We start from the raw sequence: 26,010 nt of genomic DNA, 5'->3' as shown, positions 1-26,010 counted from the left end.
TGTGACGAGCAGATGTCGCTGGTGAAGACCGTTCCGCCCGAGGAAGGGAGCGGGATTTCGGTGCTTTACGGGTGCCCGCAGTGCGGCAACCGAATCGGTATGCTGACCAATCCCTGGGAGACCCAGTTGGTGTCTTCGCTGGGCGTCAAGATCGGAGGCAAAACCGCCGACGAGATCGAGGCCGGAGCCGAGGGCCAAGAGTCGACGGGCGGGTGTCCCTTCAGCGGCATGGTGCAGGACATGGAAGAGTCCCAGCGGCTTCAGGTGCAGAAAAAAGTCGCTCAAACCACCAAGGAGAGCCTGGCGGCCTCGGGTTCGGCCAGCGAGTCTTCCGCAGCCGCGACCCAAGCCGGCAACACACCGCCTCCGCTGTGGACCGAGAATGCCCGGCGGCGGCTGGCCGGCATTCCCGAGTTTGTCCGTCCCCTGGCCAAGCAGGGGATCGAGCATTTCGCGGTAACCCACGGATATCCCCGGATCGACGAAAAGGTGCTCGACGAGGCCAAGGACGTCTTCGGAATGTAACCCCCCGCGCGAATCATGACCTCCAACAACCGGCCGGCCCTGCTTTGCCGGCAACTCTACAAGCGCTACGAGAGCGGCAAGAAGGCCGTGGACGCAGTCAACGGGCTCGACCTCGAGGTGCGTCCCGGCGAATGCTTCGGACTGCTGGGACCCAACGGCGCCGGAAAGACCACCACCGTGGAAATCCTGGAAGGTCTGCTGCAGCCCACTTCGGGCGAGGTCGAGGTGCTGGGGCAGCGCTGGGGCCAAGGGGCGCGTCAAGACCGCGCCATCCGCCAGCAACTGGGGATAACCCTGCAGGACTCGAGGCTGCACGAACGGCTCACCGTCAAAGAGACGATTCGGCTCTACCGCAGCTTTTACGACGAAGGCATCAGTGCCGACAAGACATTGCAGCAGGTGGGGCTGGAGGAAAAAGCAAATGCCTGGGTCGTCAAGCTGTCGGGCGGGCAACAGCAGCGCCTGGCCGTGGCCACCGCGCTGGTCGGACGCCCCAGGCTGCTCTTCCTGGACGAGCCCACCACCGGACTCGATCCCCAGGCTCGCCGCCAACTGTGGGAAGTCATCAGCGAACTCAAGCGGGAAGGCTCCACCATCCTGCTCACCACCCACTACATGGATGAAGCCGAGAAGCTGTGCGACCGCGTCGCCATCATCGATCACGGCAAGATCATCGCCCAGGGCTCTCCCCACGACCTGGTTTCGCGGCTGGGCGGCGAGCACATCGTGATTTTCACCCTGCTGGACCAGCAGAGCACCGATGTCCAGCGCTTCCTCGATATCGAAGACGTCAGCCACGCCGACCAGGAGGGAGAGAGCTACGTGCTCACCACTTCCCATCCCCACCGCACCATTCCCGAGCTGTTGGCGGCGCTGCAGGAGGACGGGCTGCAACTGGCCAGCCTGACCACCCGCCACGTCAACCTCGAGGACGTCTTCGTCAGCCTGACCGGGAGGACGCTCAGAGATGCTTGAAGGCAGTGCATTCTGGCAGCTTCTGGTCAGCCGGGCCCTGCTCTACCTGCGCGAGCCCGAAGTGATCTTCTGGACCTACGGCTTTCCCCTCATCCTGGTCGTGGCACTGGGGTTAGCCTTCAACAGCGACTCCGGCCCCCCGGTACAAACCTTCGCGCTGGTGGAGGGGCCGGTGGCCGACTCGGCCATAGATGCGCTCAAAGACAACCAGGAGCTGCAGGTCGAAGTGCTGCCGCGGGAAGAGGCCATGACGCGGCTGCGGCGCAACCAGATCCTGGTGGTCATGGAGATCGATCCCCAGACCCTGCAGGTCACCTACCACTACGACCCCTCCAACCCCGAAAGCCGTCCCCTGCGCATGGCGGTGGACGACGCTCTGCAGCGCGCCTCAGGACGGGAAGACGCCTTTCCCTCCCGCGATGAGCACGTGACCGCTCCGGGCTCGCGCTACGTCGACTTCCTGGTGCCCGGACTGATCGGCATGAACATCATGATGGGCGGCATGTGGGGCATCGGATTCGTGATCGTCGACATGCGCGTGCGCAACCAGATGAAGCGTCTGCTGGCCACGCCCGTCAGGCGCACCACCTTCCTGATCGCCACCTTGTCCTCGCGTGTCATGTTCTTCCTGCCCGAAGCGGCCTTCTTGCTGGCGGCGGCCTGGCTCATCTTCGACATCCCCATCAACGGATCGGTCCTGGCCATCTTTCTGATGGCCCTGGTGGGAGTGCTGTCGTTCGCGGGGCTGGGACTGCTGACGGCCTGCCGGGCCAAGCGTCTGGAAACCATCTCGGGACTCATCAACCTGATCATGATGCCCATGTGGATCGCCTCCGGCATCTTCTTCTCGGCCTCGCGCTTCCCCGACTTCATGCAGCCCTTCATCCAGGCCCTGCCTCTGACCCAGCTCATCAACGCCCTGCGGGCCATCATGCTGGAAGGCGCCCCCCTGCTCTCGCAGACGCTGCCGCTGGCAGTACTGGCGGCCTGGGGAGGCATCAGCTACCTGGTGGCGCTGAAGATCTTCCGCTGGGGCTAGGGCAGCGCGCCAGCACAAGTTCGAAAGTTCCAAGTGCGAATGGCGAAGTTCGAACAAGTTCGGACCTAATGCTCAGTTGTCGCCGATGGAAGGGCGGCGCTGGACGGGGGTGCCGATGCAGTCTGTGGCGTCCAGAGGACGGGACAGGCCCAGGCTGGGATGGGAAGCCCCGACAACGCAGGCTGCGAAGCGCTGGGCGCGCAGTCCCGGGGGCGGATCGAGCTGAGCCAGTCCGTCGGCCCCCGTCTGGACGGTCACCTCCTGATCGCTGCCGGCCACGCGCACGATGAGGCTGGCGTTTTCCACCGCTCGTCCGCAGTTGTCGACCGCCCCGATGCGCACATCACCGGACTGGAGGTCGACGTGGAAGGTCTCGGCCTGGCAGGGCGCCTCTGAGGTCAGCACCAGGTTGTCGAGATAGTAGGTGTCGGAAGTGTCCCATCCGCCATCGACCAGCAGGGCCAGGTTGTCGGGAGCATCGTCCGGGGTGGAGCCGTCGAGGCGGGCGCTGAACTCGAACTCCAGGCGTTGCCATTGGCCCTGGGCGACCGTCCGTGCCGTGTAGGTGCTGTGGCGTCCGCGGGGGAAGTTGGAGCCGTTGGAGAGGGCGTCGTTCTCAAGCTGCAAGAGCAGGGCGGTGCCGGGAGCAGCCTCGCTCAGGACGTCCATCCGAAAGCGCAATTCGCCCGAGACCAGTTTGGACACGTCGATGCCGTCAGGCAGCTCGAAAAGGATGACGTCGAACTTCTCCGATCCGTTGCGCTGATATCGGATCACTTGCGGACTGAGATTGACAGGCTGCGGGTCAGGATTGGCGGTTTGGGCCTGGAAATGTCCGGTCGTGAAAAGCAGAGGCAGGCGCTGGTCCTCGCCATTCTCCAGCAGGCGTTGGACTTGACGGGGGCGATCGACCCGCACGCTCATCGAGAGCATCTCGTCCCCGCACTGGGCATCGGGGCGCCGGACCACGACTTCGCCGCCTTGCCCTCCCCAGTCCACCACGATCGAACTGGTCCCCTGACCCGAGGCGATGCGCGCTCCCACCGGGACGCTCCATCGATAGGCGGGTCCGCCGGAGGACGGGTCTTCCTCGCCGGAGCCCACGACCCAATAGCGGGCCCCCCGACTGTCCTTTTCGACCCGGCGAGGACCGGTCACGGCTGGCAGAGAAGTGTCGTAGACGCGCACGTAATCGACTTCATACTGCTGGGGCAGGACGCTTTCGTCCAGCGGCCCCACGAAGGTCCCCCCGACAGCCAGGTTGAGCAGCAGATGGAAGCGCTCGTTGAAAGGCCAGTTGCGTCCGCGCAGGTCCTGGGGGGTGAGGCGGGCATAGAGGACGTCGTCGAAATACCAGCGGATCTCGTCCTCCTCCCACTCGATGGCGTAGAGGTGAAAGCCTTCGCTCATATCCACGCCCCGAGCCAGGAATTCGGCGCCCGTGGAGCGATTGTTGGGAAAGGCCTCGCCGAAGTGCAAGGTGCCGTAGAAGATGTCGGTGGCGATTCCGCGGGCCTCCATGATGTCGATCTCGCCGCTGCGGGGCCAGCCGCCGAAGACCTCGTCGGTCGAAAGCATCCAGAAAGCCGGCCACATGCCCTGCCCCGACGGCAGCTTGAGACTGGCTTCGATGCGTCCGAATCTGAAATCCCCCTTGCCGATGGTGCGCAAGCGGGCCGAAGTGAAGCGCTTGCCGCCCACCGATTGGCGGCGGGCCGTGATCTTGAGCCTGCCATCTTCGACCACGGCGTTCTCTGCCAGATACCACTGGAGTTCCTGGTTTCCCCATCCGCAGATGCCCATGTCGCATCCGTCGCCGATCTGCGGCGTCCATTTGGAAAGGTCGAGTTGGTCGCCCTCGAATTCGTCAGCCCACACCGGAACCGGGCATTGAGCCTCCACGACCCGCGAGCAGCCGCCGCTGAGCACGAGCATCCAGGAGGCCGCCAAAACTTTGCAAAACCGTGCCAAGCTTGCCATCCCGTCCTCCCCTGCGAGCCTATTAATTAAGAGTCTTAACGAATTCTAGCTCAGGCTATGCCGACGGCGCAAGAGCCAAAGTCAAGTACGGTTGCCAGAAAGGGGGGAGATGGGCGAAGATAGGACCCGAAATCGATGGCCGACAAGGGACTGGAAAGCAAGTGGGGGCAGCGGACCGAGGGGTTCGAACGGCCCTACGTGGTTTCCTGGAATCTCACCTATAAGTGCAACCTTGCCTGCCAGCACTGCTACCTGGATGCAGGGCCGCGGCCCAAGGTCGAGAGCGAGAACTTCCTCGACCGCAGCGAACTCGATACCCGTCAGTGCTTCAAAGTGGTCGATGAAGTCGCCGCCCTGGCCCCCGAGTGCGTGACCATCCTGACGGGCGGTGAGCCGCTGCTGCGGCGCGACATCCTGGAAATCGTCCGTTACGCCGACTCGAAGGAGCTTTGGGTGGTGGTTGGAACCAACGGGGTGCGCGTCAGCGACAACCTGGCCAAGGTGCTCAAGCAAGAGGGCGTACGCGGGATGGCGCTCTCGCTGGACGCGCTGGAGGCCGAGCGCCACGACCGCTTCCGCATGGTCGAGGGCGCCTGGCAGAACACGGTGGACGGCGCCCGCATCCTGCACCGCCGTGAAATGCCCTTCATCGTCCAAACCACGGTGGGCGGGCATAACGCCGGGGAACTGGAGTCGATCGCCGACTTCGCCTACCAGGAGCTGGGCGCCAAAGTCTGGAACCTCTACTTCCTGGTCCAGACTGGACGGGGACAGTACGTCAGCGACCTGGAAAGGGAGGATTACGACCGCATCCTGGGCCAGTTGGCCGATCTGCAGCAAGAATACCGCGGACGCATGCTGGTCAACGCCAAGTGCGCGCCTCACTACGTGCGCACGCTCTTCGAGCGCGATCCGCAATCGCCCTTCCTCAAGACCTTCGTGGGCGGAGCCGGAGGGTGCCCGGCCGGAACCCAGTACATGGGCATCCGGCCCAACGGCGACGTCACTCCCTGTCCCTACCTGCCGGTCTTCGCAGGCAACCTGCGCCGCGCCTCGCTAAGCGAGCTCTGGAAAGACTCCACGCTCTTCGCCGACATGCGGCGCCGCAAGAGCCTGGGCGGACGCTGCGGAGAATGCGAATTCAACGGCCACTGCGGAGGCTGCCGGGCCCGCGCCTACGGCATGACCGGCGATTACATGGCCGAAGACCCCCTGTGCAGCTTTCAGCCCGGGCCTTTCACGGAAGCTGTCCGCAGCCTCCAGCCCCGTCTCGAATATGGACGGCGGCAGGCCTTTTCCATCGACTGGGACGCCCAGGCCCGCCAGCGCATGAAACGCATTCCCGCCTTCGTGCGGGGCATGGTGGTCAAGCGGGTCGAGGAGTACTGCCGTCAACAGGGAATGCAGCGCGTCACCACCGCCGCTCTGGACGAAATCCGCTCCCGCATGCCGGCCAACCGCATCTTCGGAAAGGGCTAGCCGAGCGCTCGCTCCCGAGCCGGGGGGGGAGCGCGGGGTTTGTTATAATTTCGGCTTTGCCACACGGCCTGACAAGACTTGAAGGATAGAGCGATGCGCAGTGAGGAACTCTCCGACTTCCACCATGAACAAAGCCTTGAAATCGAGCGGCTGCTGCCGGCGGCGGCCCGCTGCGAGGAAGAGGCTATCCACCAGTTCCGCCTCTGCGTCAAACGCCTGCGCGCTTTCTACAAGGCGGTGGAAAGGGTCGACTCGGGTTTTCCCTCCAAAGAGAAAGAAGCTGAGATCAAGCAAGTCTTCAAAGCCGCCGGAAACGTCCGCGACGTACAGGTGCAGCGCCGCTTGGCCTTGCAGTGGCAAGAGGTCAGCCGCATCGCCTTGCAAGGTTATCTCGGTCACCTCGAGGACCTGGAAAGGGATCGCCGTCCCCCGCTGCAAGAGGCCTGCAGCGCTTTACCTGAGGACGTTCTCAAGCAGCGCCAGCAGGAAATCGAGGGCCTGCTGCGCAGCCGTCCGCCCGAGGACCTGCTGAAGGCGCTGGATGCTTACCTGGAGGAGTTGGTGGAGCAGCTTCATGAGATGGCCGCGGCTGAGCAGAAAGAGGACGGCCGAGACGGCCACGACCCTCACCGGGTGCGGATACTCACCAAGCAAATCCGCTACGTGGCCGAGGCGGCCCTCAGTTCACATCCCCGGGACGCCCGTCTGGCGGCCCTCGTCGAGAGCATGAAGGCCCTTCACGATCCTCTGGGAGATTGGCATGACCGCAGGGTGGCGACGCGCTTCGCCGACCGCTTTCTTGAAGAAAACCCCTCCGAGATCGAGCGCGAACGAGTCAAGCTCTTCCAGCGCAGCATGGTGGAAGAAGAAGAGGCCTTCCTGGACGCCTTTCGCGAGAACTGGCAGGCCTTCGCCGAGTCTTCCTCGACCGTAGGAGCGGGATCCTGAAGGCCGCGCCCGCGATCAGGCCGTCTCGCGCGTCATGACGTCGCGCACCATCTCGATCAACTGGTGAGCGCGGTAGGGCTTGTGGATGAATCCGGCCAGTCCCTCACGCCAAAACTCGTCCAGCGTCTCTTCGTCGGTATAGCCGCTGGACAGGACCACCTTGAGGCCGGAGTCCTGGGCCTTGAGCTGCTTGAATGTTTCTCGGCCGCTCATGTGCGACATGGTGCGGTCGAGCAGCACCAGGTCGATGGACTTGGCGTGGCTGCGGAAGATCTTGAGCCCCTCCTCGCCGCCGGCGGCGCACATCACCTTGCATCCCGCCCGCCTGAGTATTCCGCGGGCCGTATTGCGGACGGTTTCATCGTTGTCGATGACCAGCACCGTCCAAGCCAGGGGACGGTCGCTGACAGGCTTGACCGCGGTCGGACGCTCGCCCACCGTCTCCTCGGCCAGAGGCAGGAAGACGCGGAACACGCTGCCCTCGCGGAATCCGCTCTCCACCAGCAGACAGCCCCCATGTCCGCGCACGATGCCCAGGACGGCGGCCAGTCCCAGTCCGCGGGCGGTGTACTTGGTGGTGAAGAAGGGATCGAAGATCTGGGGCAGGATGGTGGGGCTGACCCCGCAACCGCTGTCTTCCACCCGCAGCTCCACGTATTCGCCGGGGGAGAGTCCCCGCGAGCCGGTCACACGGGCCAAGTCGGAACGTCCCAGGCGGCAGCGCCCGGTCGACACGCAAATCTCCCCCTCCTTGCCTTTGAGGGCTTCGGAGGCGTTGGTGATCAGGTTGAGGACCACCTGGCGCAGTTGCGAGGCGTCACCCTCGATGAGAGGGAGTTGGGGGTCGAGTTGAAAGCTCAGCGAAGCCTGCTGTGAGACGGCGTTGGCCAGCAGAGGACGCGCGGACTTGAGCACGCCGCTCAGGTCGAGGGGCTCCATGACGGCGTGGCTCTTGCCCGAATAAGTGAGGAGCTGCAGGCACAACTCGGCCGCCCGCTTGGCGGTCTTGAGGATCACGCGCACGCTCTTCTCGGCCTGATCGGCGCGTCCCGCTTCAAGGTCCATCAGGGCCAGGTCGGCGCTGCCCATCACGCCCTGCAGCACGTTGTTGAACTCGTGGGCGATTCCGCCGGCCAAGGCCCCCAGGCTCTCCAGCCGCTGGGTCTGTTCGATCTGTCCTTGCAGCAGCCGCCTTTCGTCCTCCAGCTTCTTGCGGCCCGAGATGTCGGAATAGGTGAGGGTGAAGCCGTCCCCCAGCTTGACGGCCATGATGCGGTACCAGCAACGTCCGATCTCGTCGCGGCAGAGACGCTCGATGTCCATGGGGACTCCCGTCTCCACCACTTCCACGAACTTCTCGAAGAGATCGTCGTCGATGCACTTGGGGCGGATGCGGCCCAGACGTCGGCCGAAGAGTTCCTTGTGGCTGCGTCCCATGATGGTCTCGGCCACCGGATTGGTGAGGCGCCAGCGGAAATCGACGATCTCGCCGTCGCGGTTGCGTTCGGACTGGAAAGCCATCACTCCATCCAGAGAATTCTGCAGGATGCCGTCCAGCAGAGATCGCATCTGAAGCAGTTCGCTTTCCAATTCTCGTTCCCTTTCAGTCCGAACTCCCCCACGAAGTCCGCGAATTTAAGTTGCTAGAGCTGTGATCTCAGAAAAAAGGACCCTCTCTCCCGGCCAGACCCCAGGAGACGCAAGGTCGACAACGAGGACTTCCCCGGCACAGCCGGCGGCCTGTTCGAGCAGCGAGAGATGACCTCGGGTATGGCCATTAGCAACAAATTAGCAGAATTTGCAGTTTGGAGGGAGGAATTCCAAGAGGCTGCATGGGTGCCAGTAAGAGACCAAAAATTTTTATGCATAATGGGATAGGGAATTGCGCAACGTCCATGCGTTAGCAATTGCTGTTGCGGCAGTGTGCTGCTCAGCTTTCCCAGACGGTGCTGGCGGTCATAAGCCAAGGTCTGAACGCAGAGGAGCAATCAGGCTTTCGGCGCGGTCGCTGAAACTTGATTCGTGAACTTGTTGGCCACCTCGTGGCCCTAGTCGCGGTCCAGGTCGACGTCAGCTTGAGAAACCGGGTCCTCCACCGGCTCCAGGTGGGTAAACACGCTGGTGCAGGGCACTTCCTGCCTGATCCTCGATTCGATCTCCTCCAGCAGGTCGTGACCCTTCTGAACGCTCCAGCGTCCGGGCACCATGATGTGCACCGAGACGAAGTTGCGCGCCCCGGCCTGGCGCGTGCGCAGGGCATGATAGCGGACGCCCAAGGGCCGGTATGAGCGCAGGATCTCGACCACCTGGCCCACTGTTGAAGGACTTAGCGCCCGGTCCATCAGCCCATGCACGGAGCGCAGCACCAGCTTGCTGCCCACCCAGCCGATGTGGGCCGCCACTACCAGCGCTGCCAGCGGGTCCAGCCACTGATAGCCGGTCAAGGCTACGCCTGCCAGCCCGGCCAGCACTCCTGCCGAGGTCCAGACGTCGCTCATGAGGTGATGTCCGTCGGCTTCCAGAGCGATGGACTGGCGCCGACGGCCGGTCCTGATGAGGATGCGCGCCACCACCAGATTGAGCACGGACGCGGCCAGGGAGAAAAGGATGCCCAGGTTGAGGCGCATGAGCATGCGCGGATCGATGAACCGCTCCACGGCCACGCCCGCCACCCCGGCGGCGGCCAGGAGAATCAGGGCTCCTTCGGCCCCGCTGGAGAAATATTCGGCTTTTTCGTGGCCGTAGTTGTGCTCGCGGTCGGGGGCCTGTTCGGCGATGCGCAGCACGGAAACCGCCAACAGCGCGCTGACCAGGTTGATGACCGACTCCAGGGCGTCCGACAAGAGCCCCACCGAACCGGTGATCAGATAGGCGGCGGTCTTGATGATGATGGTGGCCACGGCGGCCGCGACAGCCAACCAGCCGTAGGCCACGACTCCTCGATTGGCCATGGCCCTCATTCTAGCGACTGAAGGTGCCGGTCCCAAACGAGCCGCAAAGGAAAAAGCCTCCAGCGGAGGCGCACTGAAGGGCCGGGTGAGGAGAACTTCATAAACGACTTGCGATGGTTTGCTGAGCCAGACAAGTCAGAACACGGACCGTTCTCGAGTGGAAGCGTCTGCCACAACACTTCACCAAACGGCCCGTCATCCTCGAGTCACGTCGGCAGTTCAAGCGCCTCCGCAGGAGGCCTTTCCTCAGTTCTGGATGCAGCTCACCTCCCCTTGGTCTCAAAAGAGCCCGGCGAAGCTGAAACGGTGCTGAGGAAGGTCTGGTTGAAATCGCCGAACAACTCCAGCACTGCCATGGGGACGTCGGCGCTGATGCGAATATGCCCCCCCTGCTGGTCGGGCAGGTCCTCCACCCACTCCTGCAACAACATGGCGCTGCGGCTGTCTCCCGGCAGCGGACGCAAGGTCCGGCCCGCCAACTGGCCTTGGGCCGTGAAAACTTCGATCAGCACTTCGCCGTCGCTCCCCCCGCCCGGCTGGGAGATCCCCGAGAGGTTGAGGACGGCCAGTCCCGTAAACATGTGGGTGCTGCCGACCATTCCGTTGGCCACCTGAGCGAAGACCGCTTCTCCCAGCGCGTTGGGAGGCAAAGGGAGCGCGGTGCGGAAGCTGGGATCGTCCAGGCGTCCCATGACGGCGGCGGCGGCGCTGCCCGACGGCACATCGATGATCAGCGATCCTGACGTCAGCGACTGCGCATCCAACCCGAAAATCTCTTCCACCCGCAGCAGGACTTGCTGGTGTCCGGCCAGATCCACGCTGGCGGTCTGCCCCGACAGCGGATCTTGAGGCGAATTTCCGATCAGGGTCAGGTGAGCCTGATCGGCGGTGGAGGAGCCGTTGACGAGGGATATCTCGCTGAAGAATCCGGCCCCGCTGACGAAGTGGGTGAGGCACAGCGTTCCCCGTCCCGGGAGCGTCTGGGCCGCCGCCGGCGAGTCACCTGCCGGCGCCCCGGCTGGTTGGGCGGCCGCCTGCCCGAAGATGTAGTTGGGGGCCAGCGACTGCTGGTAGATCACCACTGGTTGCCGGGCCTGCACCCGCAGATAGTCGTCGGGAGCGAATCCCCGCACGTCCGGAAAAAGATCGCTGAAGGATGCATGAAGAGCCTCTTCACCGGAAAGCGTGAGATTGAGGCTGCCCAGCAGCGTGCCGTCTCCGCCGAACCAATCGACCTCCACCCCGACCGGATCCAGATCGCGCTGGATGATGGAGACCTCGGGCGGGGACTCGCCGCTGAAAGACGATCCGGTCACAAAGGCCGTTGTGGTAGCCTCGATCGATCCCGAACCTCCCGCATAGATGATACGGCCGGCAGGAAGGTTGAGGAAGGTGGCGTGCAGGCCCTCTTGCGGCGAAGTGATTTCCAGCCACCCGCTGAAGTCTTGCAGAGCGGGATCGATCTCATCGATGAATCTGGAACTCTGCTGGCCAGCCTGCAAGGTGAAGGCGTTCTGCAAGAAGACCGGTCTGGGAGCCGGCGCCCCCAAGGAAGTGAAAGCGCCGGAGGGATAGGCCCTCAGAAGCACTTCGGCTTCTTGCGGGCCGCCGTTGACCAGTGCCAGTCCCAACCGGGAAACCGAGTTATTGCGGATCACCGGTATGGTGAGAGCCGATCCTCTAACCACCCCAAGCGGAATAGAGTCCGTCACCTGTCCCAGTTCGGCCACCAACAGTCCCTCTCCAGGCTGCCTTCCGCGGACTCGGAAGGCGAGCCGTTGGGAGGGGGAAATGAGCGTCTGGGGCGAACTGATCTTGGCCAGCGACGAGTCCTGGGCGCGCAGGGTCACCGTCTGGCCGGGCGTACCCTGGGAGACGTCGACCTCGACGTCGGCGGACTGGCCGTTGGCCAGGCGCAGCAACGTGCTGTTGATGCTCAAGACAGGTTGAGGCGCCGCACCCTCCACCTGCACCCGCACCAGAGCCGACGCCTGGGCGCCCCGGTCGTCGGCGATGTGGTAACCGAAGCTGTCCTCTCCGCTGAAACCGGCCGCGGGGGTGTAGCGCACCCGGTCGTCAACGATTTCCGCAAAACCTGAGGATGGGGCATCGACCTGCACCAACTCGATAGGATCGCCATCGGGGTCTTCGTCGTTGGACAGCACCTCGATCTCGACCGGCACTCCGGGCGCGGTCTGAGCCATGTCGTCGACGGCGATGGGCGGACTGTTGCCGCTGAGTCCCGGCAAGAAGGCTGCCGGATAAAACTCGTCTTCGGGCTCGTCTCCTACGTCGTTGCGCACTCTCACCCGCACCCGCGTGGTCGGAAACAACTCGAAGGTATTTTGGACCCGCACCCGCGCTTCGGTGGGGCTGATGAATTCGGCGTCCCCGTGGTCGGCTTCATTGATGTCGATTTCCATGTCGGGCTGGAAGCCGACTCCGCGAAAGGTGATGAACTCGTCGGCGTTGATGATTCCGGAAGCCGGTTCCATCGAGGTAACGGAGACGCCGCCCACCCTGAAGTCGTTCTCGTCCACCTCCAGCACGTAGGGCTGACCGTCGGGATCGCGCAGGGTGGTCTGGGAGAGATCGATCACGATGCTGGCCGACTCGCCGGTCGACGCGAGTTCGGACACGGGGATGGCCAGCACCATCAAGGGCAGGTCACCCTCGTTGCCGAAGCTGCCGTCCGGCGAGTTGAAGGTGATGTCGACCTGACCTCCGTCAACCTGGGCCGAACCGCTGATGGGGCTGGTGCTGAGCAGGGCGACGTTGTTGACCTCCTGCAACACCGGTCCCATGGAAAAGCGCAGGCACAGCTCGCCGGTCGTGATGGGCTTGGGTTCGGTCAGTTCGATGACCAGGACGGCCAACCCGCCGGCGGGAGCCCGCTCGGCCACGATTCTCACGTCGGCAACGTCTTGCGTCCCGCCGGCCTGGAGCGGCACGGAGAAGGCGGCCAGACAGAGGAGTCCGCCCAGGAGCCAAGGCAATGCACGGACAGGCCAAGAGAGGCGGGAGTCTTCATCGATACGCTTGTTGAACAGCATCATGCACTCGTCGGTTCCTCCTCCTAGCGGGCCTGGATTCGAAAAGAGGCGACTTCAGAGGCGGCCAGGCGGTCTCCGTTGGCGGAATGAGCCGTCACCTGCCAGTAGAATCGCCTGGCTTCGCCCATTTGGCTCCGTACATTTGGCGGAATTTCTAGAATAACGCTTTCTGATCTTTGCTGCCAAACCAAGCTGCTGTCGACCCGCAGCAGCGATACCTGATAATAAGAGGCATTGGGCACGGCTTGCCACTGCAAAGCGGAGGGGACGCCCGCCTGCACACCCAGGGGTTGGCGCAGCTCCAGCGCGTCGGAACGCAGCACATCCTCCCCGACGGGATCCAGGGGCGGAAGCGGTGCCGGACTCCGCCACAAGAGCAAGCCTGCCAGCACCGCCAGCAGCAGGGAAGCGGCCAGCCCGGCCGCCGGCAACATGGGCGCCCGCAACAGACGCTGCCAGAATCCTTCCCGGGTCACGGGCGCCGCGGGAGCCGCCTGGGCGGGCGGCTCGATTCGTGCCGCGATCCACTCCACGTCGGCTTCTTCTGCCGCGCTCAAGGCAGGATTGTGAAACTCCTCCAGAAGCGCCAACTCGGTCCGGCAGGCAGGACAGGAGGCGAGATGCCGGTCGATCTCGCGCCGCCTGGCGCCCTTCGCCGTTTCCTCTGCAAAGGCTGCCAATTCTTCGATGGAAAAGCACTGGGGGCCCTTTTCGATCTTGCTCACGATGTCCTCTCCCGCTCCTGGCGTTCATGCCGGGCTTGACGGCGGGCCAGGGCCTTGTCGATTTTGCGCCGGGCGCTGACGATGTAGGCCTTGGCTCCGCTCTCGTTCTGCAACGAGAGATGCCGGGTCACGGCCTTCAGCGTGTATCCCTGTCCGTAATGCATCATCATCACTTTTTGCTCGGTTTCATCCAGTGACTGGTTGAGGAATTCGAGCAATGCCTTGTTGTCGAGACGCCGGTTGAGGCGGTCGGCCAAGTCGTCGCTTTGCGGATCAGGAAGCCCCGCTGCCTCTTCGTCCTCGGCCCGGCCTGGGCGGCGCCGGCGAGCTTGGGCGGCATTGATGCAGTGGTTGCGGGTCACGGCATAGAGCCAAGTGGAAAAGCGCGAACGTCCGCCAAACGAGTCCAGCTTCTGAAAGGCCTTGAGGAAGACCTCCTGAGCCAGATCCAGCGCGTCGTCGCGGCTGCCCACCGTACGCAGGCACCAGGCCGCCACTCGGCGGTGGTAGCGGGCGAAGAGTTCGTCCAGATAAGGCGAACTGCGCCCTTTCTCAGCCTCGCGCCGGTGACGCTTGATCAACTCCTCGTCTGTCAAAGGGGAGCCCCTGTGCATCGCCATGAATTCTACACGACGCCTGGGCTCCGCGTCTGAGACCGCCCCGCTGAGGGGGCTGTCGTTTCCCTCTCACTCTGTAGGACAGTGGCGGATTGAGCTTTGGAACAACTTTCTGACGGCTGGCCGATTCCCGCAGGCTGCCACGCCGGAGCCAGTTCGGGGGTGAGCGAGAAAGAGACGGCGGGAGCCGTAAAGCGCTTGACTCCAAGAAAGGAGTAGGCGGGTAGATTGAGGAAAGGCGCTTCAGGCTCCCACCGGTGGAACAGGCCGGCTAGAGGGTGGTCTAGGCCGGAAGCAGGGGGTCGCGACCCGCTTCCGGCCTGAGGGATTCCACCCCAGGTCACCCGCCTGTTCGACTCGTTAATTCTCGATTTCGATCTTGAGGCTCTCCTCGTCGCCCCCCAACGAGAAGGGAGCCTGAGCTTCGAACTCGACTTCACCCTCCCGATCGCCTGCAACGACGGTAATGCTCTGGGAAGAACTGCCGGCCGGGAAAAAGATCTCGGAGGGGACGCCCTCCACTAACGTGGGATCTCCCTTGTCCAAGCGAATGGCCACGCTGAAATCGAAGGGAGCGGGGCGGTCCAGCGCCAGGGTGACCTCGACGCTCTGGCCGGGCGCCAGTTCCAGGTCGTCCTCAGGACGCCAGTTCAATTCCACCTTCTCTTGCTGTTGAGCCCTTAAGTCGACCTCCAGATCGTCGGTGTCGCCGCCCACAGAAGCCGGCAGCGCGGCCCTCACCTTGACCCGTCCCGGACCCGCTCCGATCACCACCTCGAATCGAACCACCCGTTCGCCGGCGGCGATCATGAGCATCTCGGGGAACTCGACCAGAGCGGCATCGCCGTCCTTGACGAAGAGCTGGATGTCGACGTCCTGTAGCAGGACGCGGGTGAGCAGAAGGCTGACCTCGACGGTGCGGTTGCCTTGACCGCTGATCTTGTCGGGCGACCACTTGATCTCGGTCAACTCGAAGGGCGGATCGTCGCCGGGTCCGTCGTCGTTGTTGTCGGACTCGACTTCCACCTTGACGCTCTCCACGAAGCCCCCCATTTCCACCGATGCCATGATGTCCACAAAGGTGGTGGTCTCGAAATTGCCCGAGGTAATTTCAAAAGGCGCCGACAGCATTCCCGCGGGAATGGTGAGGCGGTCGACCGAAGGTTGGGCCGCTGCCGGATTGCGGCTGGAGATGGCGAGCACCAAGTCTTCGGAAAGTGCGTTGCGAAGCACCGCGTCCACACGCCGGGTCTGGGAGAAGTCCATTCTCACCTCGTCGGGCATGGCTTGAAAGGGCCTGAGCACACGCACCCGCAAGGCCGTCACGGTTAAATCGGGGTTGAGGACGCCTTTGATCTCGACCTGGGCGCCTTCCACCACGTCGCCGAGGATTTCGGCGGCCGCATCGATGGTCACCGGGACCTCGCCCGTAACGCCCTGGATGGAAACGAACAGCTCTTGGCCCACGATGCGCCTTACTTGACCCTCGAACTCGATCTCGGCGAAGGCCAGTTGGCCGGTCAGCAGCGTCACCTCGCGGGCTTCGATGGAATCGGGCAGGATGGCGCCCTCGACCTTGACCCGGGCGCCGATCTGCAGGTCCTCAAAGGGAATGCGACTGCCGGCCCGGTCACGAATCTCGGCTCCCGGCGAGACGCTGACTGTAAAGCCCAGCAAGGAGAGGGTGCGGGCCTGAGAATTAATCGCCTCGATGAGGCCGCGCAATTCGAATTCTTTGTCGTCGTCGGTGACCTTCACTTCCTGAGCCAGGATGCCCACGTTGGTGAAGATCCCTTCGATCTTCAAGACCGATCCGATGTCCAGCCCCTCGACTCCGATGGGCAGGTTTTGCAGGTCGCGGATCTCGGTGGCGCCGGTCACCCGCACCGCCAGCTCAGACTCGGGCGTGACCCCCATGATGAGGGTGTCGCCCAGGGTGGGATCGCTGTCGATGTCCACCAAAGTGGCGGAAAATTCCACCTGTGAAGGAGCAGCCCGAATCGAGGGCGCCAAAGAGACGCAGAGTGTAAAGAGAGCGAGAAAAAGAAAAAAGTGACGTTTCATTTTAAATTGTTCCTCCCGGCCGTTCGGCTCCAAGCTGAAGACCGAGCGCAGTTTTGACCTGACTCAGGGAGTGAGACAGCGGTGAACCGTCCGAGGGAACAATTTTTTTGAAAAGCCTTCACAGACCGCCGTCGGAGGGCGGACTGCGCATTCAGATTCCGCCCTGCGGATTCTCCGATTGCTCCCCGGCTGGAGCCGAGAGAACGCAGCGGAAGCCGATATAGGGCGTCTTGTCGAAGGGATAGAGCCGGTAACGGTAAGAGGTGCGGTGGTGAGGCGGTTTGTGGACGAAGGCCCCTCCGCGCAGTACACGCATCTTTGCAGCCTTGTCGTTGACAGGATTGCGCTGGGGCGCCGTTTGGTAGAACTCGGCGTCGTACCAGTCCTGGCACCATTCGTAGACGTTGCCGGCCATGTTGACGGCTCCGTAGGGAGAGGCTCCTTGAGGGCAGCAGCCGATGTCGCCTATCGATTCCCGCGAGACCGGGTGCTCTTCCCAGATCAGGTACTCGTTGCGGGGAGGATCGTCGCCCCAGGGATAGGTGCGTCCGTCGGTGCCGCGGGCGGCCTTTTCCCATTCGGCCTCGCTGGGCAGGCGCTTGCCCGACCACTGCATGTACTTCTGCACGTCGTTCCAGTCAACGTTGACCACCGGCTTCTGGTCCTGAATGCCCCAGGATGGAGGGGGCGGAAGGGGCAGGCCCGATCGCCGCCAGAGGCGATTGGAGACTTCATACTTGTCGATGTAAAAGGCGTCCAGGTAGACCTGGCGGACCGGCATCTCGTCGGAGTCGCCCTCCTCCGATCCCATGGTGAAGGTGCCGGCGGGGACGTAGACCATGACCGAGCCGTCTTTAATCCAGATGTACTCGCCCTCAGCCTCGGCCTTCTTCAGCCCCTGAGGCATTTCTTCCCCATGCCATCCGAGGCGCCGGGAATCCTCGCCGGGCGGAGCGGCCAGCAGGCTGCCGGCTAATAGAAGGGCGAAGGCGGCAAGGAGGCTGCAGGAAAGGGATGATCTGTTAAGCATGAGACGTTCTCCGGAGAGCAGTGAGCCGGGGACCGGCGGGTGGCCGGCCCCCGGCTCGGTAACAAGGCGCGTACGGCAGGTCAGAAATCGACCGCCGCGCAGTCGACGCCGCCGCCGGACGACATGGCGCAGACATGAGCGGGTACGGAAGAGAGGTTTTTGTTTTGAAACCTCCACTTTCCGTCACTGGGATTGACCGAGGTCATCCCGATGATGGCGCCCGTGCACATGCCGTCAACGGCAGCGCCTTGGTGAATGGTGATGGTGGCGGCAAAGCCGCCTCCAGGCAACTGACCGTTGCGGCCCTCAACCCGCAGTTCGTCGGGCTGTTTGCCTTCGGCGCGGTTGATGTCGACGTCATCCGGCTGGGGAGGAGTAGCCTCATCCGTGACCCGGATGATTCCCCACATCCCGGCCTCCATGAGAGGCTGCCGGCGGTCTCCGAAGATGAAGTCCCCGGTAGCCCCGGCGTCTCCGCCGGCGCCCCCGACCAGGACGGCGTCCACCGTCATGCCCGGAACCAGCACGTCGGCGGGCAACTGCTCGGAGCCGGCCATGTCCTTCTCCAGGAACCAGCGGTGGCCTTCTGTGTGGAAGACGCCCCGCTGTCCGCCCCAAGGCTTGCCCACGCGCAAGGTCATGGGCATGCCCGCAGGCACCGAGAAGGTGAGCCGCGGATCTCCCCAGACGTCGGAGTCGAAGACGTCTTCCGGATCGTTTTCGAACTGCCGGGCGTCGAAAGGCTCCGAAGCGTAGCTGATGCCGTGTATGCCGACCGAGTCGGGCGGATAAGGCATGGTGTTCTGCCCCATCCGCCGGTCGTCTTCGACAAAGAGCAGAACCGCTTCGCGGAATAATCCCTCCGAGGTTTCGATATCGGCGTGTACGCCGGTCGAAATCGGTATGGTGGTTCCCGGCATGTAGTAGGTCGAGCCGGGAGGTTCCACCACGAAAGCGGCATAGGCGCCCCGGAAAATGGTGTCGGTGTTGCCCAGATTGAGTGCGTTCACCAACCCGTGTTGCTCGTCCGCGTAGAAGCGGTAAGAGCGGGTTCCGCCGTCGGCTACCAGGGAGTGATAGTTGAGGCCCACGGCCGCCCCGAAAGAACGCTGAGGATCGAACAGCACCTCTCCCAGGTGGATACCGGCCCAGTTTTCGTTGGCGTTGTTGGTCAGGTTGATGTCGACGCAGTCGCCCTCGTTGACCCGCATGACCAGGGGTTCGATGGTGTCGACGCCGACACCCCCGAGCAGCCCGTAGACGATACCGCCGGAATCGACGATCTCGGTGGTGTTGTAGACCACGTTGCTCTCGGCGATCTCGATGTCGAAGGTCTTGGTGGGCGCTCCCGGAAGACAAGGATCACCCGGTCCTCCGCCAAGGCTGGGCGGAGCGCCTCCCGTGAAGGAGAGCTCGGGGAATCCCGATCCGCCGGGTGGAGTCAGTCCAGGCAGCGGCTGCAAGGTAGGCTGCAGCGTGTCGTGGACCCGCATCAAGCCCCAGGCTCCCGATTCGAAGTCGCTGGAGATGGTGCTGTAGTAGAGGTAGTCGCCGGGATACCCGGCCACGCCTCCGGCACCGCCCTCCAGGGCGAAGTCGAAGCGCTCGGAGATGCCGATGAAGGTGGTGTCCACCTCGTTGCCGGTGTCGGCAAACCGCTCCACCTTGAAGCGGTGGCCGCTTACGCGCAGGCCTCCGACCCGTTCCACCAGGCCCATGCCGCGGAAGACGACGGGGTCTCCCACGTAGGCCCGCAGCTCTTGGGTGAACGGATCTCCGTGAGTCACCGAAGAGAAGCGGAAGGCTGGATCACCCATGCGCCGGTCAAAGGGCTCGCTGCGCAGGTTGATGGTTCCTCCGCCGTTATCGAACTGTCCGATGGCGGCACTGTTGTTGTGGAGGAAGACCACGAACTCGCGGAAGGGCCCGTCGGCATCGAAGGCCGCGGGAATTCCCAATTCCCCGGTTTGGGGATTGGAAATCTCGTTGGAACGCGGAGCGCGGATATCGACCAGGGTTCCCGAGCGGACCTCCAACCCGTTGACCGGATCATGGTAGGTCGATCCCTTGGGCTCCACGATGTGGGCTCCGAAAAGGCCGTGGTCCCAGTCCTTGAACTCGACGTGGGTATGGAAGAACACCGTGCCCGTGTCGACGTCCGAGTACCAGTTGTAGCGCACGAATTCAACGCCCACCGATTCTCCTGAGGCGTGCGCGAACAGCAGTGGATCGCCGTCCAGATCGATGGTCAGGCCGTTGATGGCCTCGATGCGGCGGATCTCGGTGCAGGGGAAGGGCTGAGGATCGGTTGGGTCGGGGTTGGGACAAACTCCCTCGCCCAGCCCGATGCCGATCCAGATGCCCGGGCGCAGCCGGTTGACGTTGGTGACATTGATGCTGGTGGCTCCAGCCGGCGCGTTGGCCGCCAAGAAGCGGTTCTCGTTGAGGTGAGGACGGATCGACTGCTCGTAGGAGAAGCCGGTGATGACGCCGTCCGAGGCCTGCGGGTCAAACTGCACGAAATGGCTGTGAATGTTGACCTTTGAGAAGTTGCTGTTGAGCGGCCCGTCGGGGATCTCGTTGGTGAGCAAAACCTCCACGCAGTCGGCCACATTGGAGCGTATAGCCAGAGGCTCGGCCGGCTTCTGCCCCGCGAATATGGCGGCCTTGTCCTCATTGAGGGCGAAGATCATGCCGTCGGTATCCACGTTTTCAGGCGAAACCTGGATGGGCAAGGTGATGGCCGAGGTCGGATAGTAGATCTCGCGGGCGCCCGGCAGATGCGGGCAAAGGCCGTCGGCCCGGGTGCCCAGTCCGTCCTCGCCCAGCCAGGGCGCTCCGGTATGCCCATTGCCCGAGAAGGGCGGACGCTGGGCCAGATGGGGCCTGAAGAGCGGCCAGGTGTAGCGTCCGTTCTTGGGATTGAAGAGGATCTCGGGACGCTGGCCCGGCATGTCCGACTCATAGTTCGGGAAGGCCACGAGAGCTTCCGGCTCGCCGAAGTAACGGATGTTGCCGTTGTCGAAGACCTTGATCCAGTCCCAAACCGTGGCGTCGAACTTGTCGATCCTCACGCCGGGAGGCGGAAGCTGGTTCTCGATCAGGCTTTCGACGGAAATCTCCGTCATCGGGTCGGTGACGTTGAGGACGATGGTCCTGTCGCCGTTGACGGTGCCGATGGTGGTTCCCAGCAACTCGAAGGCGCTCACTCCGCCTTGAGGAGGCGCCGTGTTGCCCTGGAAGAGTCCGGGCACCACGGCCAGAGCCTTGCCGTTGACGTTGCTCTGAACCGTCTGCACGGTGCCGAAGACCCTCCAGAACGCCCACATCCCGGCGATGTAATGATGGCCGATGTGGCAGTGGTAGAGAAAATCTCCCACCGACTGCTGACAGCCGCCGGCTCCGCACTCGTGCTCGAGATTGTAGCTGGTGCCGGGTCCGATCGACTGCGAGTCGAGGTGAGTGGAGAAGACGTTCTGCTGAGGAACCTTGGTCAGTCCGCTGAAGAAGTCGTTGTTGGGGTCGGCGTTGGGGTTGCGCCGCCAACGGTCGCCACCTCCATGCAGGTGATGGACGTGAAAGACCTCCGATCCGCCGTGCATCAGGCGGGTCTTGGTGGCCTCGCCCAGATAGGAGCGCGGAATGGGAGTGGCGGGGTCGCCGAAGGGATAAGAGGCGTAGCCCAGGGCCTTGCCGGTCGACTCCAGCAGCAGGCGGTTGCGGAACGGCTCAGAACGGTAGTTGAGGGCGCGGGCGGCTGGACGGTAGATGTCGGCCACGTCGTCGACCTGGGGCAGGTCTTTCCCCTCGCCGTCTTGAATGCCGGTGAAGGTTTCGTCGCCAATCTCGTGATACATGATCACGAATTCGCGGAAGTTGATGCCGTTGGGATCGATGATGATCGATTCCCAGTTGTCGCCGTCCGACGGCATTCCGGTTTCAACGTCCACGTAGGTCGAGCCTTCCGGCTCGGCCACCACGGCTCCGAAAAGGCCGTGATTGATGCGCTGGCGGCTGGCGCCGTGATCGTGAAAGTAGTAGGAGCGCTCGGCATCAGGATCGGTGGGCATGGGCACTCTATAGGTGATCTGCCCGCCGTTGGGGGCGGCAAAGGTATTGGGATTCTCTCCCACCTCGCCTCCCGCGTTGTCGGCGTCGTGGGCCAGGCCCAAGATGTGGATCGAGGCCGGACCGTCGGTCAGCCGGTTGGTGAAGTTGAGCACCAGGCATTCGCCCAAGTTGGCGCGGATGACCAGGGGCTGAATGGGGTCCTGGCGCAGTCCGGTGGTGACGCGGTCGGGCAAGGGGGCCGCTTCCTGGGCCCTGACGTCGCTGATCCTGTGGTCGAGCACGTACATGAAGGCGTCGGGATCGTTGTCTCCGAAGCGGTTGAGCGTCATGGTCACGTGAATGGCCGAGACGTCGTAGACCCTCTCGGGCCCCCCGTCGGTACAGGCGTTGAAGGGCTGGGGGCCCATCTGTCCGTGCACCACGGCTTCGCTTCCCAAGTATCCGCTGCCCGTCACCAGCAACGCCAGGGCCGCCGTGCAAAGCGTGGCCCACTTGAAGACCGGCGCCAGAGGCGACCGGCGCCAGTTGAGCCGGGGCAGACGACGACGGAGCATGATGAAGAAGACCAGCATCAGGAGGGGCAGGAAGGCCGCCTGTTGGGTGGCGGCTGCCCGCACTCCGTCGCCAAGGGCTTGCAGGCCGAAAGCTCCAGCTTCATCTCCGGAGGCCCGAAGCGGATTGCGGACGGAGCTGAATGAGCACAATTGAGTGGTTTCGTCGATGGTCAAATCCGAGCGCACGGCCGTGGCTTGTACTCGGGCCAGCGGCAGGCCGTAGGTTTGACCGATTTCCTCGTGGGCCATGTCGCGCAGCGAAGCCAATGGTGTGACGAGCGCAAAGAGCAGCAGGGCCACCAGGGCTGCGGTGCCCTTCATGGGCATCCACTCGGCGCGGTCCATGGAAAGGCGCCGCGCCGCTCCCAAACCGAGGCTTAGAGCCAAGAGGACCAGAGGCAGCAGCGCCAGGTAATCAAGCGCCGCATGAGCCCCCAGGCCCACCATGCTCCAGTCCACCTCGGGATGGAGAAGTGCATTGACCATGTATTCCCAGGCCACCACTGCCAGGGCCAGCAAGGCTGACACCTGGAGCAGGCGGCGCAGAGATACGGCAATGCCTGTGTGGTTGGAATCACGTCGGTTCATGAAGTTCTCCTCGTGACTGTTAAGGGTTAGTTCTGACTTGTCTGGCTCAGCAAATAGGCAACGATGTCCGCCATGGCCTGAGCGGTCAGGATTCCTGAATACTCGGGCATGGCACTAGGCTCGGTGCAGGGTTGCCCGTCTCTGCACTCGGGCGAGATAAATTCGTTGGGGTCGAGAATCGACTGGTAAATGTACTGGGCCGCCGACAGCCCTTCCACGCGCTGGGCGGCCTGCCGTGCGATGGCTCCCAAGTGGGGGCCCACGTTGTTGCTATCCGGCACCGAAGGATCTCCGTGGCAGGCTGAGCATCCGTAAGTGGCGGAAAAGTGTTGGCGGCCCCTCTCGGGACGGGCCAAAGGAAGAAGCAGGGTAATGTCGCGCGGCCACTCGGTGGTGGTGGGACGGGCATGATAGTGGGCCGGCGGATGAGGTACCGGCATGTAGTGTTCCTCGCCGTCCCGCCGCCAGCGAAGTTTGAGGCTGCCGAAATCGCGGCTGGAGTCGAAGTCGAAATAAATGGCCGTGTTGAGAGTCTGTCCGGAACCCAGGTTGAGGCTGCCCAATTGGGCTCCCACTGGAGGATATTCGTTGCCCTGGCTGGAAACGAGGGTGAATTCCTCCCCCCGATACTCCTCGGCGCCGGGCCCCACAGTACGGAAGGTCAACTCGGCGCTGAGGCGCTGGTGTTCGTGGTCGGGCATGTCGGGCATCATGGTCGAGGGCTTGGCGAAATTCTCTCCATGATCCATCTGGTCGACCAGCCAACGGGTGCCCTGCAGGTGGGCCCGCAGGCCGCCGATCTCCGCCTCCCGCACCGGGACTTCCTGACGGGCCTCGATGATCAGCCACCAGCCGGCAACAGCCACGCACACCGCCACCAGCAGGATTAGAACCTCGGGCCGCAACAGCTTGGCGCGGGCGGCTGAGACGTTGCCGGCATGGCCGGACCGTGGCTGTCGAGGCCTTCGGGGGCGTCCCCTTTTGAATCTGCCTCCCATATGTCTCCTACTCTCCGTACTCGCGAACCGGGACCTCGACGGGCAACGCTCCGGCCTTTTCGAAATGCAGCGTTACAGCGACCGATTCCCCCACCTGGGGAAGCGGCTGGCCGATCCCCAGCAGCATGATGTGCTTGCCGCCCCGCTCCAGCTTGAGGCTTGAGTTGGCGGGCACCGCGAAGCCGTCGGGAGCGGCACGCATGCGGGCGACTCCGTCCTCACCTTGGGAGGTCTGGTGAGTCTGCACGTCCTGCACGCCTTCCACTTCAACCCTGATCAGGCGGTCTTCGCTATCCCCCGAATTGATCACGTCCATGTAGACGGCCCCGCTGCCTCCTCCCGGCACCACGTGCAGGCGCTGATTTTCGACCCGCAGCGGCTGAGAAGGATCAGCCGCCGAACAGGCCCACGAGAAGAGCAGAAGGCTCCACAACATAAGGGACGGAAACTTCAATAGTGAAGAGTTGTTCAATGTCATGACGGGTGGTGCGTCCTCTCCCCCTAGCGGCTCACCATCACCTCGGACTGCACCAGCTTGCGCACGTCGGCCAGCATGCGGTCAACCTTGGCGTTGGGAGGGAACCTCAAGCGCAGCTTGCCCCCAGAATCAAACAAGTAGATATCGGGGGTGTGATCGACATAGTAAAAGCCGTTGTCGCCGGGCGGGCCGAACTGTACGATCACGCCGAACGTCTCAAGCATCTTGCGCATGCTCCCCTGCTCTAAATGGATGCCGTAAAACGACGGATCGAAGCCCGGTACGTACTGTGCCAGCTTGTCCACCGTATCGCGCTGCGGATCGACCGAAACGAAAACCACGGCCAGGCTGTCCTTGTCTTCGCCCAGGTCGCGGGAAAGCTGCTTCAATTTGGCCAAAGTGAAGGGACATACGTCCGGGCAGAAAGTGTAGCCGAAACTCACCAATGAAACCTTTCCCTTCAGGTCCTCCAATCGGAACGGCTCGCCGTCCCAATTGGTGCCGCTGAGGCGGGGATTCTCAAGTTCCGGACCGACCACCGTTCCGTTGAAGCCTCCCTGGTCGGCGGCGCAGGCCGCTGTCAGCAAGACCGCCAGCCAGGTTAAACTCTTGATACAGGTTTGCAAGGCTAGATTCGTGGACACGCGCAGTGCTCCTCCTCCCGGACCGTCGTTTCAAGGCAGACCTACGGCTCGCCGGGCCGGGCTCGAAAGGCTTCATTTACGAATGCCAGCACTCTTGAACGGAGCCCAGCTACACGGGTCGACCGGTATGACAGCCGATCATCCGTCCCGGATCAGTTGTCCGCCCACATCGGATTTTGGAGAGGGATCAAGCTTGAGACGCCGCCTCTTGACGGTCTCCCTCAAGACCGCACAAGGTTGACTGATAGTCGCTCAAGTATCCTATTGATCCTTAGTGGTTTTTCCTTCGCTCAGTGATGGGCCTCAATATAGCCATCCAAGATTAAATAGTCAAGGGATTTTTGAATGATGTGCCGACTTTCTCTATCCGATTCGCTCACGCCCGCGCACGGCGGCCCCGCCAGCAGCGGCAGCCGCGGCAGCAGCCGCAATCTATAGGAATTTAAATTCCTGATTGATAAAAATGAATTAGACTTATACCTCATTCTGGAGCAATTCTCATCGTTATTAGTCAATATCTTTTCTGCCATTGACATACTGGACTTGCTTCTTCATAGTAGCAAATGAGTGCCAGGGACCTAACCGATCACTTCTGTTTTCGAGGAGATAGAACATGAGGAACATCGTCCTTCGACTGGGTTTTGCGACGCTCCTGCTGTGTGCGCTGGTGGTGTCCGCCTCGGCCGTGACTTTGCAGCCGAGCCCCATCGGCCCTTGCAAGAATTCGGGTATTCAGTGCCTTGACGTGTGGGATCCCGTCATCTGCGACAACGGCCAAATCTACTCCAACCTGTGCTACGCCAAGCGGGCCTGCGCGACCGGCTGCGTTCCGCTGGGCGGCGGCCCGACTTCGTAACGGAGGCCTGCGCTCGCCGGGGCTGACCCTGGGCTGGCGAATCGCTCGCCTTCAGCGAGCCCGGACTTGACTTCTGACACAGTCGCTGGGCTGGCGAATCGCTCGCCTTCAGCGAGCTTGGACTTGACTTCTAACACAGTCCCTTGGGCAGACGAATCGCTCGCCTTCAGCGAGCCCGGACTTGACTTCTGACACAGTGGCTGGGCTGGCGAATCGCTCGCCTTCAGCGAGCCCGGACTTGACTTTGAACACAGTCGCTGGGCTGGCGAATCTGTCCCTGTCAGGGACAAAAAACGGCGGCCCTGGCTCAGAACTTATGACCGGCAGCACTAGCGAGCTACCGGGTCTGCTGCCGGGTATGGCGACGCATGCTGCTGTGCTCTTGGCCATGCTCGTCACGCCAGGTCCACTGGCTGGTGAAATGATCGTCATCCT

Annotated in this window: 18 protein-coding genes; 6 read left to right on the top strand and 12 right to left on the bottom strand. The window is 63.1% G+C overall.

Going from position 1 to position 26,010, the window contains the following annotated elements; all coding sequences use genetic code 11:
• The 3 genes from VLU25_16640 to VLU25_16630 form a co-directional block, all read left to right on the top strand.
• Positions 1–525: PCP reductase family protein (locus VLU25_16640; protein HSR69565.1), on the top strand; the 525-nt coding region annotated here is incomplete at its 5' end.
• A 15-nt stretch (positions 526–540) separates the two neighbouring features.
• Positions 541–1,500 (top strand): ABC transporter ATP-binding protein, encoded by a 960-nt coding sequence (locus tag VLU25_16635; GenBank protein HSR69564.1) that lies wholly within the window; start codon positions 541–543, stop codon positions 1,498–1,500.
• Positions 1,493–2,539 (top strand): ABC transporter permease, encoded by a 1,047-nt coding sequence (locus tag VLU25_16630; protein HSR69563.1) that lies wholly within the window; start codon positions 1,493–1,495, stop codon positions 2,537–2,539. The genes VLU25_16635 and VLU25_16630 overlap by 8 nt, the downstream gene beginning before the upstream one ends.
• Positions 2,540–2,611: 72 nt before the next feature.
• Here the strand turns inward: VLU25_16630 and VLU25_16625 are convergent, their stop codons facing one another.
• On the bottom strand, positions 2,612–4,519 hold the full coding sequence (locus tag VLU25_16625; GenBank protein ID HSR69562.1) for a family 16 glycosylhydrolase: 1,908 nt from the start codon (positions 4,517–4,519) through the stop codon (positions 2,612–2,614).
• A gap of 135 nt (positions 4,520–4,654) precedes the next feature.
• Between VLU25_16625 and VLU25_16620 the strand changes: the two genes are divergently transcribed.
• Both VLU25_16620 and VLU25_16615 read left to right on the top strand, forming a co-directional pair.
• Entirely contained in the window at positions 4,655–5,998 is a 1,344-nt protein-coding gene (locus tag VLU25_16620) for a radical SAM protein (protein ID HSR69561.1), read from the top strand.
• 93 nt (positions 5,999–6,091) lie between these two features.
• Entirely contained in the window at positions 6,092–6,946 is an 855-nt protein-coding gene (locus VLU25_16615) for a CHAD domain-containing protein (GenBank protein HSR69560.1), read from the top strand.
• 15 nt (positions 6,947–6,961) lie between these two features.
• Here the strand turns inward: VLU25_16615 and VLU25_16610 are convergent, their stop codons facing one another.
• The 11 genes from VLU25_16610 to VLU25_16560 form a co-directional block, all read right to left on the bottom strand.
• Complete coding sequence (locus tag VLU25_16610) at positions 6,962–8,515, bottom strand: response regulator (GenBank protein HSR69559.1); 1,554 nt, start codon at positions 8,513–8,515, stop codon at positions 6,962–6,964.
• 479 nt (positions 8,516–8,994) lie between these two features.
• Complete coding sequence (locus VLU25_16605) at positions 8,995–9,897, bottom strand: cation diffusion facilitator family transporter (GenBank protein ID HSR69558.1); 903 nt, start codon at positions 9,895–9,897, stop codon at positions 8,995–8,997.
• A gap of 263 nt (positions 9,898–10,160) precedes the next feature.
• A complete protein-coding gene (locus VLU25_16600) occupies positions 10,161–12,953 on the bottom strand; it encodes an Ig-like domain-containing protein (protein ID HSR69557.1) in 2,793 nt (930 codons plus the stop codon).
• Positions 12,954–12,973: 20 nt separating this feature from the next.
• Positions 12,974–13,675: a zf-HC2 domain-containing protein gene (locus VLU25_16595; GenBank protein ID HSR69556.1), complete on the bottom strand. Its 702-nt coding sequence runs from the start codon at positions 13,673–13,675 to the stop codon at positions 12,974–12,976.
• Entirely contained in the window at positions 13,672–14,295 is a 624-nt protein-coding gene (locus VLU25_16590; protein HSR69555.1) for an RNA polymerase sigma factor, read from the bottom strand. The genes VLU25_16595 and VLU25_16590 overlap by 4 nt, the downstream gene beginning before the upstream one ends.
• 357 nt (positions 14,296–14,652) lie before the next feature.
• Complete coding sequence (locus VLU25_16585) at positions 14,653–16,356, bottom strand: DUF5666 domain-containing protein (protein HSR69554.1); 1,704 nt, start codon at positions 16,354–16,356, stop codon at positions 14,653–14,655.
• Positions 16,357–16,507: 151 nt separating this feature from the next.
• Positions 16,508–17,386, bottom strand: coding sequence for a formylglycine-generating enzyme family protein (locus VLU25_16580; GenBank protein HSR69553.1), 879 nt, complete (start codon positions 17,384–17,386; stop codon positions 16,508–16,510).
• An 80-nt stretch (positions 17,387–17,466) separates the two neighbouring features.
• Positions 17,467–22,599, bottom strand: coding sequence for a multicopper oxidase domain-containing protein (locus VLU25_16575; protein HSR69552.1), 5,133 nt, complete (start codon positions 22,597–22,599; stop codon positions 17,467–17,469).
• A gap of 26 nt (positions 22,600–22,625) precedes the next feature.
• Complete coding sequence (locus VLU25_16570; protein HSR69551.1) at positions 22,626–23,597, bottom strand: c-type cytochrome; 972 nt, start codon at positions 23,595–23,597, stop codon at positions 22,626–22,628.
• Between the two features lie 7 nt (positions 23,598–23,604).
• Entirely contained in the window at positions 23,605–24,033 is a 429-nt protein-coding gene (locus VLU25_16565) for a copper chaperone PCu(A)C (GenBank protein ID HSR69550.1), read from the bottom strand.
• Positions 24,034–24,098: 65 nt separating this feature from the next.
• Positions 24,099–24,719, bottom strand: a complete 621-nt coding sequence (locus VLU25_16560; protein ID HSR69549.1) for an SCO family protein — start codon at positions 24,717–24,719, stop codon at positions 24,099–24,101.
• 613 nt (positions 24,720–25,332) lie between these two features.
• Here VLU25_16560 and VLU25_16555 point away from each other — a divergent pair.
• Positions 25,333–25,575 carry a hypothetical protein gene (locus tag VLU25_16555; protein HSR69548.1) on the top strand — a complete coding sequence of 81 codons (243 nt, stop codon included), beginning with the start codon at positions 25,333–25,335 and terminating at the stop codon, positions 25,573–25,575.
• Positions 25,576–26,010: the final 435 nt, after the last annotated feature.

The organism is Acidobacteriota bacterium (assembly GCA_035471785.1).
Taxonomy (GTDB): domain Bacteria; phylum Acidobacteriota; class UBA6911; order RPQK01; family DATIPO01; genus JANQFM01.
This window is presented reverse-complemented; position numbering and strand designations above follow the sequence as displayed.

What these genes read in the sequence shown, in the direction of transcription:
- VLU25_16635 (HSR69564.1), top strand. Translation starts at nt 541, where the DNA reads ATGACCTCCAACAACCGGCCGGCCCTGCTTTGCCGGCAACTCTACAAG.
- VLU25_16630 (HSR69563.1), top strand. Translation starts at nt 1,493, where the DNA reads ATGCTTGAAGGCAGTGCATTCTGGCAGCTTCTGGTCAGCCGGGCCCTG.
- VLU25_16625 (HSR69562.1), bottom strand. Translation starts at nt 4,519, where the DNA reads ATGGCAAGCTTGGCACGGTTTTGCAAAGTTTTGGCGGCCTCCTGGATG.
- VLU25_16620 (HSR69561.1), top strand. Translation starts at nt 4,655, where the DNA reads ATGGCCGACAAGGGACTGGAAAGCAAGTGGGGGCAGCGGACCGAGGGG.
- VLU25_16615 (HSR69560.1), top strand. Translation starts at nt 6,092, where the DNA reads ATGCGCAGTGAGGAACTCTCCGACTTCCACCATGAACAAAGCCTTGAA.
- VLU25_16610 (HSR69559.1), bottom strand. Translation starts at nt 8,515, where the DNA reads ATGCGATCTCTGCTGGACGGCATCCTGCAGAATTCTCTGGATGGAGTG.
- VLU25_16605 (HSR69558.1), bottom strand. Translation starts at nt 9,897, where the DNA reads ATGGCCAATCGAGGAGTCGTGGCCTACGGCTGGTTGGCTGTCGCGGCC.
- VLU25_16600 (HSR69557.1), bottom strand. Translation starts at nt 12,953, where the DNA reads ATGATGCTGTTCAACAAGCGTATCGATGAAGACTCCCGCCTCTCTTGG.
- VLU25_16590 (HSR69555.1), bottom strand. Translation starts at nt 14,295, where the DNA reads ATGGCGATGCACAGGGGCTCCCCTTTGACAGACGAGGAGTTGATCAAG.
- VLU25_16585 (HSR69554.1), bottom strand. Translation starts at nt 16,356, where the DNA reads ATGAAACGTCACTTTTTTCTTTTTCTCGCTCTCTTTACACTCTGCGTC.
- VLU25_16580 (HSR69553.1), bottom strand. Translation starts at nt 17,386, where the DNA reads ATGCTTAACAGATCATCCCTTTCCTGCAGCCTCCTTGCCGCCTTCGCC.
- VLU25_16575 (HSR69552.1), bottom strand. Translation starts at nt 22,599, where the DNA reads ATGAACCGACGTGATTCCAACCACACAGGCATTGCCGTATCTCTGCGC.
- VLU25_16570 (HSR69551.1), bottom strand. Translation starts at nt 23,597, where the DNA reads ATGGGAGGCAGATTCAAAAGGGGACGCCCCCGAAGGCCTCGACAGCCA.
- VLU25_16565 (HSR69550.1), bottom strand. Translation starts at nt 24,033, where the DNA reads ATGTTGTGGAGCCTTCTGCTCTTCTCGTGGGCCTGTTCGGCGGCTGAT.
- VLU25_16555 (HSR69548.1), top strand. Translation starts at nt 25,333, where the DNA reads ATGAGGAACATCGTCCTTCGACTGGGTTTTGCGACGCTCCTGCTGTGT.